This is a genomic window from Streptomyces sp. NPDC046909 (genome assembly GCF_040644695.1).
Classification (GTDB): Bacteria; Actinomycetota; Actinomycetes; order Streptomycetales; family Streptomycetaceae; genus Streptomyces.
The window spans coordinates 206,864-218,605 of the sequence record NZ_JBEYXC010000019.1 but is presented as its reverse complement, the minus strand read 5'-3'; the positions used below and the strand labels follow the sequence as shown (position 1 = coordinate 218,605).

12 protein-coding genes are annotated in these 11,742 nt (G+C 70.9%); all 12 read right to left on the bottom strand.

All coding sequences use genetic code 11. The features are described 5' to 3' along the window. Positions 1–65: 65 nt before the first annotated feature. The 12 genes from ABZ928_RS44230 to ABZ928_RS44175 all read right to left on the bottom strand — a co-directional run bounded on the left by ABZ928_RS44230 (position 66) and on the right by ABZ928_RS44175 (position 11,629). Entirely contained in the window at positions 66–881 is an 816-nt protein-coding gene (locus ABZ928_RS44230) for a M23 family metallopeptidase (RefSeq protein WP_361532554.1), read from the bottom strand. Next, complete coding sequence (locus ABZ928_RS44225) at positions 875–2,332, bottom strand: NAD(P)/FAD-dependent oxidoreductase (protein ID WP_361532551.1); 1,458 nt, start codon at positions 2,330–2,332, stop codon at positions 875–877. The genes ABZ928_RS44230 and ABZ928_RS44225 overlap by 7 nt, the downstream gene beginning before the upstream one ends. Beyond that, entirely contained in the window at positions 2,329–4,056 is a 1,728-nt protein-coding gene (locus ABZ928_RS44220; protein ID WP_361532548.1) for an ABC transporter ATP-binding protein, read from the bottom strand. The genes ABZ928_RS44225 and ABZ928_RS44220 overlap by 4 nt, the downstream gene beginning before the upstream one ends. Continuing rightward, entirely contained in the window at positions 4,053–4,229 is a 177-nt protein-coding gene (locus ABZ928_RS44215; RefSeq protein ID WP_361532545.1) for a hypothetical protein, read from the bottom strand. Before ABZ928_RS44215 ends, ABZ928_RS44220 begins: the two co-directional genes overlap by 4 nt. Further along, positions 4,226–5,014, bottom strand: coding sequence for a class I SAM-dependent methyltransferase (locus ABZ928_RS44210; protein WP_361532542.1), 789 nt, complete (start codon positions 5,012–5,014; stop codon positions 4,226–4,228). The genes ABZ928_RS44215 and ABZ928_RS44210 overlap by 4 nt, the downstream gene beginning before the upstream one ends. A 123-nt stretch (positions 5,015–5,137) precedes the next feature. Next, positions 5,138–5,743, bottom strand: a complete 606-nt coding sequence (locus ABZ928_RS44205) for a hypothetical protein (protein WP_361532539.1) — start codon at positions 5,741–5,743, stop codon at positions 5,138–5,140. Further along, entirely contained in the window at positions 5,740–7,146 is a 1,407-nt protein-coding gene (locus ABZ928_RS44200; RefSeq protein WP_361532536.1) for an alpha/beta fold hydrolase, read from the bottom strand. The genes ABZ928_RS44205 and ABZ928_RS44200 overlap by 4 nt, the downstream gene beginning before the upstream one ends. A gap of 630 nt (positions 7,147–7,776) precedes the next feature. Then, on the bottom strand, positions 7,777–7,974 hold the full coding sequence (locus ABZ928_RS44195) for a hypothetical protein (protein WP_361532533.1): 198 nt from the start codon (positions 7,972–7,974) through the stop codon (positions 7,777–7,779). Between the two features lie 14 nt (positions 7,975–7,988). Further along, positions 7,989–8,183 (bottom strand): hypothetical protein, encoded by a 195-nt coding sequence (locus ABZ928_RS44190; RefSeq protein ID WP_361532530.1) that lies wholly within the window; start codon positions 8,181–8,183, stop codon positions 7,989–7,991. 235 nt (positions 8,184–8,418) lie between these two features. Beyond that, positions 8,419–9,681, bottom strand: coding sequence for a DUF2637 domain-containing protein (locus ABZ928_RS44185; RefSeq protein ID WP_361532527.1), 1,263 nt, complete (start codon positions 9,679–9,681; stop codon positions 8,419–8,421). A 114-nt stretch (positions 9,682–9,795) separates the two neighbouring features. After that, entirely contained in the window at positions 9,796–10,680 is an 885-nt protein-coding gene (locus ABZ928_RS44180) for a DUF3558 family protein (RefSeq protein ID WP_361532524.1), read from the bottom strand. 124 nt (positions 10,681–10,804) lie between these two features. Next, on the bottom strand, positions 10,805–11,629 hold the full coding sequence (locus tag ABZ928_RS44175; RefSeq protein WP_361532521.1) for a DUF3558 domain-containing protein: 825 nt from the start codon (positions 11,627–11,629) through the stop codon (positions 10,805–10,807). Positions 11,630–11,742 lie beyond the last annotated feature (113 nt).

Here is an 11,742-nt window from a genome sequence, read left to right as displayed (position 1 = left end):
TGTACGAGGATGGGGGCGCCCGGTGAACCACCGGGCGCCCCCATCCTCGTACTCGTCGGGGCTCGTCAGGCGCTGAAGTACGTTCCGTCCTCGGGGACGCCCGTCCGCGGTGCCCCCTCGTCGTCGCGGTAGTGCCAGACGAAGGGGACGCCCTGGGCGGTCTCGGAGTCGGGGCCGTTCATGAGCTGGAAGTGGACGTGGGGCTCGGAGGAGTTGCCCGAGTTGCCGCACTCCGCCAGCTGTCGGCCGACGGCGACCCGGTCGCCCACGGCCACGCGGAGGGAGCCCCGCCTGAGGTGGGCGAAGGCCGCGTACACACCGCTGTCCAGGCGCAGGACGACGTGATTGCCCCACAGGTGACCGGGGCGGCCCAGGCTGCGGACGAAACCTTCCAGGAAGAGGTAGGCGTATCCGGGCAGGGAGGTGCGGGTGAGGTGGTCGCGCCGGCCGTCGCCGACGGCCACGACCACGCCGTCGCCGGGGGACAGGACCGGGGTGCCGAAGGCGGGATAGTCGTGAGGGCGGCGGGCCAGGGGCCACAGGGGGCGGAAGCCCGGAGCCGGGTGCGGCTTCGGGTGGTGCGTGAGGTCGATGGCGTACGTCTGCGCGTGGCTGTGGGTGTGGCTGGGGACCTTCGTGCCGGGGCCGTTGAGGGCCTGCCAGCGGCCCGCGACCGGGATCTCCACCGGCGTCGGCGGCCGGTCCTGCCCTGGACGTTGCCGGTGCCATGCCCTCCAGCGCAGGACGGTGCCGAGCAGCAGTAGGACGACACCCGTGAACCACAGCGGGCCGAGGCCCTGTCCGTTCACCACGACGCACACGATGCCGACGGCGATGAGCAGGCCGCTGTGTTTCCGCAGCAGCGTCAGGGGGGTCAGCAACGGGGTACCTCGTTCGGTCGCAGGTCGGGCGGTGTGCGCAGGCCGTGGTGGCGGCGGAGCGCGGACAGGGCGGCGAGGTGGCCGCACATCCCGTGCACGGACGGGCCCGGCGGGGTGGCGGCCGAGCACAGATACACGCCGGGCAGCGGGGTGCTGTACGGGTCCACGCGCGGGGTCGGCCGGGCCAGGGTCTGGCGCAGGGACAGGGCGCCGGCGGAGATGTCCCCGCCGACGTAGTTCGGGTTGTAGGCCGAGTACTGGGCCGCCGACATACCACGGGCCGCGAGGATCGTGTCCGTGAAGCCCGGGGCGTACTCCTCTATACGGGCCCGGATCATGGCGACCGGGTCCCTCGGGTCGCCGTGCGGGACATGGGCGTACGCCCACACCGGGCGCTTGCCGCCGGCCGCCCGGGCCGGGTCGGTCACGGCCGGGTCGACGACCAGGACGAAAGGGCGGGCGACCCGGTGGCCCGCGGCGGTGGCGTTCTCCCGCCGGACGATGTCGGCGTGTGTGCCGCCGAGGTGGACCGTGCCCGCTTGCCGCAGCAGGGGGTCGGACCAGGGGACGGGCTCGCTGACGAGGAAGTCGGCCTTGGCCGCGCCCGGTCCGTAGCGGTAGCGGCGCAGGGCCCGGCGGTAGCGGGCCGGGAGGCGGGGCCCGGCGAGCGCGAGGAACTCCGCCGGGCCCACGTCCAGCAGGACGAGGGGGACGTCGTGCAGTTCCGCCAGGTCCCGGACGCGATGGCCGGTGTGCAGGGCACCGCCGTGGGCGGTGATGTCGGCGACCAGCGCGTCGGCGATGGCGGCACTGCCGCCCTCCGGCAGCGGCCAGCCGGTGGAGTGGGCGGTGTGGGCCAGCAGCAGGGCCACCGCCGCCGAGGTGAGCGACGGCAGCGGGCCGACCGCGTGGGCGGCGACACCGGTCAGGAGCGCTCTGGCCTCCGGTGTCGTGAACGGGGAGCGGCGGGTGGTGTGGGCCAGGACGCGCGGTGCCAGGAGCAGCGGAGTGGTCAGGTCCGCGGGGAGGGTGCGCTGGTCGGACAGGAAGAGGTCGACCACAGCGGTGGACCGTTCGACGAGCGGGCCCAGCAGCCGGGTCCAGCGCGGCCCGTCGGCGCCCAGCCGCTCCGCCGTACCGCTGAGGCTGCGGCTCGCCGCGACCGCGCGGCCACCGGGCAGGGGGTGGGCGTAGGGGAGGTCCGGCTGGAGGAGGCGGACACCGCGGGCCGGCAGGTCGAAGTTCCGGAAGAACGCGGAGGCGGCCGCCATCGGGTGGACGGCCGAGCAGATGTCGTGCACGACGTCGCTGTCGAACAGGGACGCCGAGCGCAGGCCGCCGCCCGGGGTCGTCTCCTTCTCGTACAGGGCCACCTTCAGCCCCGCCCTGGCGAGGGTCACGGCGGCCGCGAGGCCGTTGGGGCCGGTCCCCACGATCGCGGCGTCGGTCATCGGGCCCGCCCCGCGACGGGCGCCAACTGGCCCTCGACCAGCCGTCGGTAGGTCGCGTCGCGCTCCATCAGCTCGCCGTGGGTGCCACCGGCCCGCAGTCTGCCCTCCTCCATGACGAGGATGCGGTCCGCGTCGACGGTGGTGGAGAGCCGGTGGGCGATCGTCAGGACATGGCAGTGCTCGCCGATCGCCGAGACGGCCTTGCGCAGCACACCCTCGGAGTCGGAGTCCAGGTGCGCGGTCGCCTCGTCCAGGAGCAGCACGTCGGGGCGGGTCAGCAGGGCGCGGGCGATGGCGAGCCGCTGCCGCTGTCCGCCCGACAGGCCGGTGCCGCCCTCGCCGAGCCGGGTGTCCAGGCCGTCCGGCAGCGCGGCGACCACGTCGGTCAGATGGGCCGCCGCGAGGGCCTCCGCGATGTCCTCGGCGCCCGCCCGCGGGTTCGCGTAGGTGAGATTCTCCCGCACGGTCCCGCGCATCAGCGGGGCGCCCTGTTCCACCAGACCGATACGGGACCGCAGTTGGTCCAGGCCCAGGGCGGTGACGTCCTGGCCGGCCAGCCGGACCGTGCCCGAGTCCGGTTCGTGGAAGCGCTCCACGAGCTGGAACAGGGTGGTCTTGCCCGCCCCTGACGGGCCGACGATCGCGGTCACGCCGGTGGGCGGGAGGGAGAACGACACCTCGGAGAGAGCGGGGGTGCCGGCGTCGGCGTAGGAGAAGGTGACGTTCCGGAACTCGACCGAGGGGGCGTTCGCGGGCGTGCCGGACACCCGGTCCGGGGCGTGCGCGGCGGGCTCCGCCTCGATCGCGGCCAGCTCCCTGACCCGGTCGATCGCGGCCCGTCCCTGCTGGAGCTCCCCGAGCGACATGAACAGCATCACCAGCGGAGACACCAGATAGAAGAGGTACATGAGGAACGCGGTGAGGTCCGCGATGGGCAGCGCCCCCGTGGCCGTACGCGACATCCCCCAGGTGATGACGACGGCCAGGGACACCTGCGTGCCCACGTTCATGGCGGGCATCAGCAGCGCGGACAGGCGGGTGACTCGGATGCCGCTGACCCGTGCGGCGTCGGCCAGTTCGCCGATGTGGTGGGCCTCGCGGTCCTCGGCGCGCGAGGCCTTCACCGTGGTGAGCGCGCCCAGGACGCGCAGCAGCGCCGAACCGTAGTCGCTGGTGTCCTGCCGGTTGCGCACGGCGGCCCTGCGGACGGCCCGGGCCAACAGGAGACCGGTCACCGAGGCCGCGCCGAGGCAGCCGATCGTGGCCAGCAGCATCCGCCAGTCCAGCCAGGCCATGACGCCGACACAGCCGACGACCGTGAACCCGGACGTGACGATCTGGGACACCGAGGAGGACAGGGCGACCCGGGCCAGGGAGGTGTCGGCGACCGTGCGCGTGAACACGTCCCCGTGCTCCAGCCGGTCGAACGCACGGATACGGGCGTGCAGGAGCCGTCCGGTGAGGGTGGTCCGCAGGTCGAGGACGATGTTCTCGCCGGCCCGTCCGATGAGATAGAAGTGGGTGGCGGCGAGGAGCGCGTCGGCGACGAACAGCCCCGCCAGGAACAGGATCGGCCGTGCGGTCGACCCGTCCACCGCCACCGCTTCGATCAGATCGCTGATGAGCAGCGGCTGCAGCAGCGTCGCGGCCGTGCCGAGCAGGCCCAGCAGGATGCCGACGCCGAGCAGCAGCCGATGGCGGCGCAGGAGGGCGGAGGTGTTCACTGCCTGCCCCTGCCGAGGGCGATCGCGGAGATGACGGCGATGCTGCCCGCGAAGATGAGGCTCTTGACCCAACTCTCCCGGGTGATCTCGCCGTTGCCGCGGAAGACGGTCAGCATGACCGGTACCGCGATGATGAACGCGACGGCGAAGGACACCGCTCGGCTGGTCGTCATGTGGATTCCCTTCCCTGGAGGTGCTCCCGGTCCCTCACGTAGGTGGTGAGGAACATCGGGTAGTCGGGTGTGTACGGCGTCAACCGCCAGTCGGCGTACCGCGCTTCGGGGGTGAGCCCGGCGTGGACGGCGTACTCGTCGACCTCGTCCGGGGTGGTGGGGCGGGCCAGCTCGGTGCCCACCCGGGTGGTGCCGTCGGCCTCGTACCAGATGTGCGAGCACTGCCAGAGGTCGGAGCCGGGAGGCAGGACGGAGTGCGTCTGAAGTCCCGTGCCCGGGTCCGGATACGGGGTGAAGAGGGTCGTACGGGCCAGGCCCTCGTGCATGGCCTCGATGGCGGGCCGGTTGCCGGTCTCGATCACCAGCCGGCCGCCCGGCGCCAGCAGACGCGCCGCCGTCCTGACGACCCGCCGCTGGTCCTCGGCGGTCAGCTGCATCGACAGGACCCCGCACACCGCGTACACGAGCCCGAACGTCCGGTCGCCGGTGTAGCCGCGGATGTCCGCGTGCACGCCGGTGACGTCGGCGGCGGCGGGGTCGGCGGCCAGCAGCGCCAGCATCTCCGGGGAGGAGTCGAGGCCGATGACGTGGCCGGTCCGGTGCGCGAGGGGGATGGCGACACGGCCGGTTCCCACGCCGAACTCCAGGGTGCCCTCGGTGGGGGCGGGGTGCAGGCGGGCAAGGGTCTCGGCCGTGGCGAGGGCGGCGGCGTCCTTGGGGAACACGCGGTCGTACCAGGCGGCGAACTGCCTGCCGTAGCCGATGTCTTCGACGGTGCCGGTCATGTATGGGTCGCTTCCTTTACCGGGTTCGGGCCGTGGGTGGGCCGTGGGGTGTGCCGTCCCGTGCGGGGCGGGACGGGTGGGACGGCACACCCGCTGCGGGTCGCCGCGGGTGTGCCGGACGCCCTAGGACAGGCCCTGGGCCGGGGCCAGGTGCCGCACCGGCGGCTTCATCGGTATGTACGGCGAGACGAACAGGGTCTCCGGCGGCTCGTCCCGGTCGTGGCCCGCGGCCCTTACCACGGCGAACTGGAAGCCCTTCGCCTGCTCGCCGCCCTGTCGCCCGCCCCCCTCCTCGCGGATGGTGCGGCGGACGAACTCGATCAGGATCTGGTACGCGGACAGGTTCTGCGCCTGCCGGACCCCGCCCTTCTGCGCCTCCTGGAGAATCGCCGTGCAGATGTCGAAGACCGCCTTCTCCGGGCGCCGGGAGGCGAACCAGAACGCCTGGTGCCAACGGCGGGGCGCGATCATCTCGATCTCGCTCCACTCGCTGGTCGTGCCGTCCAGGCCGAGCGTCCGGTACGTGTAGTGGAAGTCGTGGACCGCCGGATTCGGGGCGAAGAAGCGCCAGTTGGGCACCATGGAGAACAGATCCTTGGTACGGGCGCGGTCGAACACGAGATGCGGATGCTGGGCGGCCAGCGTCGTCACCAGCATTCCCGCCCCCGCCCAGCGGGCCACCGAGCCGGGTCCGGTGAACGTGTCCTTGAGGAGTGCGCCGAGACTCATCGTCCCGCCTCCGTCCTGGCCATGTCCGCCGTACCGGTGGCGTCCGTCGTGCGGGTGGCGCCCATCGTGCCCGTCGCTTCACCGCCGCGCCGGAGCCCGTCGGCCAGGAACTCGGCCATGAGGGCAGCCGCCCGGTGGGCGTGGCGGGCGTCGGTGAGCATCGAGTCGTGGTCGGCCCCCTCGAGGACCTGGACACCGGACCGGCCGCTACCGCCCTCGTGCGCGCGGGCCAGCTCGTCGTACATCAGCAGCTGCTCAGGATCCTGGTCCACGGTCTGCTGCGCGGCGATGATCAACCCCGGTACGGGTACGGGGGCGACGGTGCCGGTGAACTCCGCGAACTCCTTCTCCACTGCCAGCCACTCGCGCCGCGCGGCCTGCCACAGGCGGGCGTCCGTGTACTGCGCGAACACCTTCTCGCGGTACGCCGTGGGCAGTCTGTCCAGCCAGCCGGGGCGGCTCATCAGGACTCCGGTGCCCAGCCGCAGATAGCGGGCCACATGGGTCAGCGTGTCCCGCAGGTCCTTCGCGCCCGCGCGCTGCCGGTCCGAGCGCTGGAGTTCGGCCGGGTGCGAGGGGTCGAGGTAGACGAGTCCGGCCAGCCGCTCCGGCAACCGCTCGGCGGCCCGCCGGATCAGTTCGCCGCCCAGGGAGTGCCCGACCAGGACCACCGCGCGGTGCTCCGGAACGACCGCGCGAACGAGGTCCTCCAGGTCGTCGACCGACTCCGCCAACCCGTACGGCGCCCCGGTACGGCGGCGGCTGCCCGCGTAGCCCGCGCGGGCGTACGACACGACGGCGTGCCGTGAGCCGTGCGCGAACCGCTCGGTGATCCAGGCGAAGTGCTCCGACGTGGAGGCCAGCCCCGCGCAGAACACCAGGACCGGGGCGTCGGAGTCCGGGCCACCCGCCTCGTACATCAGCTCGTTGCCGTGCCGGGTCACGACGGTGCGGGAAGTGGGCCAGCCCTCCAGGACCACGGCCCGGCGCTGAGCGGCGACCAGGGCGCCGGCGGCGACCGCGCCCGCCAGCAGCACACCCGCGGCCCCGACCGCACGGTCGTCGCGCCCCGCGACCGCCGGGTGGGAGGCGGGTGCGGTGGTGTACGCGACCATCGGATGCATCGCGGGGAACGCCGTCATGAACCGGCCGAGCCCCATGACGAAGCCGTTCGCCACATGGAAACTCCCGGCCGCGGCCAGGAGCGGGCGGGTGAGGCGACCGCCGGCGACATGCACCAGCGGAAACAGGCACTCCATCGCGAGGACGCCGTGCTGCACCGCCTTGGACGTCCGCGGCCAGCGCTGAGTGAGGCGGTAGACCGGCTCGCAGCCGTAGGTACGGGTCCGCATCACCCCCGGCAGCGCACTGGCGTCGCGCCACTTGTCACCTACGAGCTTCACCCAGCCGGACACTCCGTACGACATGCTCGCCTGCAACCCGACATACCAGAGCAGCGCGTCCCGAGTTTTCGGTTTCTTTGCCAACCGGGCCAATCCGGTAACGCTTTGCACCAGATTCGCGACCTGGTCCGAACCATCGGTTCCATAGCGATGTCTTGCCTGCAGAAGAGAGTTCGTCCCGCTGAGAAAGAGACTGCCGACGCCGCGCCACCGCGAATGTCCCGGCAGAAGCATTCCGACACTGACCGCGGCCCGGGTCGTGTGCAGTGCCACGGTCATCTTCTTTCCGCTCACCGCATGGGCAACCCTCCGGAGTATCACATTCTTTGCCTCCGGGGTCCGCTTCATCATCTCCCAGTCATTCAGCCCCCCGGGGTCCATATGCCGATGCTGGTGCAGATATTCCAGAGATGAGGAAAGGGTGGTCAGGGCGGCCAACCTCTCCGATATTCCTATCGCCCTGTCCCGTGACAGCGGAACCGGGCCGAAAACCGCCGATCCGACCTTCTTCAGATTTCTCAAGAAACAGTCCTCCCCGAGTCGTCGAACCCCTCGGCTAGCATGGAAAAGCTGTCGGGCCGCGATTGGCGCGCGGCCCGACAGCCTCACTCGCAGGCGTCGCCGTCAGAGTCAGCCCGCGGCCGCACGCCCCGCCTCATAGGCGCCCACCGCCGCGGCACCCGCGGCCAGACCGCCGGCCGCGTAGGGGCACAGAGCGACGGCGGCCGGCGTGAAGGCCACCGGCAGCATCCGTACGACCCTGTCGTCCTCGACCTCGGTCAGAGTCGGCGATGCGGATCTACGCGCACTCTCAATGATCTGGTTCATCGAGATCCCCCGTCTCAGTTGACGACGCGGCCGGTCACATACGCGCCGACCGGGATGGTGAAAGCCACCGCCGCAGCCGCGATCTTCGCGCCCGCCGGAATGGCCACGGCGGCCGGGGTCGCCATGATCGGCACGCCGTCGGTCGCGGTCATTCCGTCCTGGAGGGAGGGAAAATCCTGCTCGTTCATAAATGCTGCTATCTCGGCCATGAAACTCCTTCTTCTTCGATCGTCCGTCTGGCTTTCTGTGGCATTTCCACAACGGGAAACGGGCATGCCAGTGACGTGGTCATCACTCATATCAAGTGCATTGTGTGTGGTCCATCTCACACGTGCCCGCGGAACTTCGGAACGGTCGATTCCGCCCGGATTGCCGGGCGCGGCGGCGCACGCAAAACCCCCGTACGCGTCCGTACGGGGGCTTCTCGCCGGCGTGCGCTATGCGCTATGCGATGTGGTCCTCTTCCAGTTCCGCGTTGTAGCGGTTCGTGAAGCGGTTGACCATGCGCTTCGCCTCGTCCGGGGGGAGGACGATGCTGAACTCCGCCTCCACGTTCTCGCTGAACTCACGCGGGGTCGGGTAGCCCGTGCCGCTTATCGACTTCTTGAAGACCTGGTAGTACGAGTCCTCGTCCGGTTCCGGGGCGCCGCCGCCCTCACCCAGTTCGCGGGTGCGGCCGGGGGACACCGGGATGGGGAAGCTGCCGGTCTCCTCCGAGGACGGCTCGTCGTACGTCGGCAGTTGCTGTTGCTGGTACTGCTCGGCCAGCTGCTGCTCGGCGTACCACTGGGCGTACTGGTCGGGGTCGTAGGCGGGGTCGTAGTCGCCCTGGTACTCGACCTGCTGGGGGATGTTGAACCACGGGCTCTGATCTTGCTCGGGTTCGTAGGTGGCTTGCTCGGCGCCTTGGTTGCTGACCAGCTCGGGGCGCTGCTCGCTGGGAGGTGCCGCTGCGCCCACCCGTGCCGCCCCAGCGGCACGATTGCCCGCAGCTACGTCGACTTCAGGGGCCGGGGGCAGCAGCACGGGCTCGATGCCCGCCGCCGCCAAGCCCGCCGGAGCCGTCTCCGCCAGCGGGACGCCGTAACGCGCCAGGCGCAGGGGCATCAACGACTCCACCGGGGCCTTGCGGCGCCAGGCGCGGCCGAAGCGGGAGTGGAGGCGGGCCTGGTAGACGAGGCGGTCCTGTTCCAGCTTGATGACCTGCTCGTAGGAGCGGAGCTCCCAGAGCTTCATGCGGCGCCAGAGCAGGAACGTGGGGATGGGGGAGAGGAGCCAGCGGGTGAGGCGGACGCCCTCCATGTGCTTGTCCGCCGTGATGTCGGCGATGCGGCCGATCGCGTGGCGGGCCGCCTCCACCGCCACCACGAACAGGATCGGGATCACCGCGTGCATGCCGACGCCCAGCGGGTCCGGCCAGGCCGCCGCGCCGTTGAAGGCGATCGTCGCCGCAGTCAGGAGCCAGGCTGTCTGGCGGAGCAGCGGGAACGGGATGCGGATCCACGTCAGGAGGAGGTCGAGGGCGAGCAGGACACAGATGCCCGCGTCGATGCCGATCGGGAAGACGTAACTGAAGTTCCCGAAGCCCTTTTTGATGGCGAGTTCACGGACTGCGGCGTACGACCCTGCGAAGCCGATGCCGGCGATGATCACAGCGCCGAACACGACCACGCCGATGAGAACGCGGTGCATCCGAGTCAGCTGCATTGGCGCGGCCACCCGTACTCCCCTCCCCTTGCGTGTTCTTGCGCGCAACAGAGTGGCACATGTGTGCGGCGCACGGGTGGCCGGTAGGGCTCGTCAGCCCCTTCTGAGCGGTGTTCAGCTCTCCTTCGCGGCCGACTTGGACGGAGATGCGGAGTTGGAGGGGGAGTTGGAGGGGGACTTCGACGTAGACGACGAAGCCGACTTCGACGTAGACGGGGAGGGGCTCGTCGCGGTGCTGCCGCCGCCTCCCGTGTTCGCCTTCGTCACCGACGCCACCGCCTCCTTCGCCGCCTTCTCCACCAGCTTGGAGAGGGACGCCGCGCTCGGCGTCTTCTCGCCCGCCAGACCCGCGCCGTTGTAGTCGAGGGTCACGACGACGTTCTCGACCCGCGCGACCAACGTCTGCTGCCGGAAGGACCCTTCCTTCTTCTTCAGGTCGTACGTCACCAGCGTCGCCTGGTCGCCCGTCCCGGACACCGGCGCCGACTTGGCGTTCTTCGCGCCCTCCACCGCCTGCGCGTCCGCGACCTGCTTGTCGAAGTACGTCTGCGCCAGCTTGTCACCCTCGCCGCGCGTGGCGTCCGAGTCGAAACGGAGCAGGGAGACGTTCAGCCAGCGGAACTGGGAGCCCTTGACGCCATTGTTGTCGAGACTCGACCAGGAGCAGCTGCCACGCGTCGCCACATCGTCCGACTTGCCCTGCTTGCCGGACTTCGAGGCCTTCGGTACGAGATCGCCGAGCGTGTCCTTCGAGAGGGCGTCACACGCGTCCGGCAGCGACTTGTACGCCGCCGCCTGCACGGTCGGGGACGCGCTCGCCGAGGCGGAGACGCTCCCACCGGACGCGTCCTTGCCGCCGCTCGCGTCGTCCGAACCGGAATCCGAGGAGCACGCGGTCGCCACCAACATCACCGGGACCGCCGCCACCGCGCCGAGAAAGACGCGGTTCAGGCGCTTCGAACGCTGGACTCGGCTGTCACGCTGTGCTGCTCGCTGCATGGTTCCTTCACTCATGAGGCTGCTCGTGCTCCTGCGGTCGGATCGGGTCCGAGGGGCCACGGTACGCGGTGAGAAAGACGCGCGGCGCGGCTTCAGCCGCATTACGGACGACCCCGAACTGCCCTCAACCCGCCAGGGCGTCCGCCAGCTCGGCAGCCAGATTCCTTGCCCTGTCCTGCATTTCCTTGCTGTCCGGCACGGTGCCGACGGTCGCCGACTGCTCCTCGTACTGGATCGTCACCAACACATTCGACGTGCGGAACGCCACAGTCACCGTGCGCTGCTGCGCCGTCGAACCCGAACTGCTGAGCGCGTCGTCGAGGAACGCCTCGTCGCCCAGATCGTCGAGCGTGCGGGGCTGGAGGCCGGCGGGGGTGGAGGTGGGGGAGGGGGAGGCGCTGGAGGAGGAAGCGGTACTGGAGGAGGCCGTGCCGGAAGGGGTTGTGCTCGGCGTGGCCGAGGAACTCACGTCCGACGTCGCCGACTCCGACGCCGTCGGCTCCGGGAGATCGGCGGCCGTCTGCTGTTCGGCGAAGAGCGACTCCGCCTGGGCGTCGTCGCTCACGGCGGTGTCGTACGACACGACCCGCTCCAGATCGACCAGCAGCCGGTCCGTCGCGTCGGTGGACTCGACCTTCCAGCGGCAACCGACCTTGCGGTCCGTGTCGAAGGTGACGGTCGGCGTGCCCTCGTACGCCGTCTCGCGCTGGTCCTCGTCCGCGATCTGCTGGATACCGGGGAGGAGGGCGTCGAGGGTGCTCTGGCTGATCGCGCCGCACGGTTCCGGGAGGGTGCGGTACTTGCCCGGTTCGGCGACGGCCGAGGCGGTGCCGGCGTCGCCGGGGTTCGCGTCGTCCGTGGTGCCGCCGTCGCCCGAGCCGCCGGTGCAGCCGGCCAGCAACGCGACGAGGAGCGCCGCGACGCCGGGTACGTAGGCCTTCCGCTGCACGGTCGGCTCCTCTCCGTTGCAGGTTGGTTGCTGCTTAGCCGCTGGTTAATGGGTTGCTGGGCAGTGGTGGCCCCTGTGCACCATGTCTATCGCACGCACAGCCGTGGACGCCG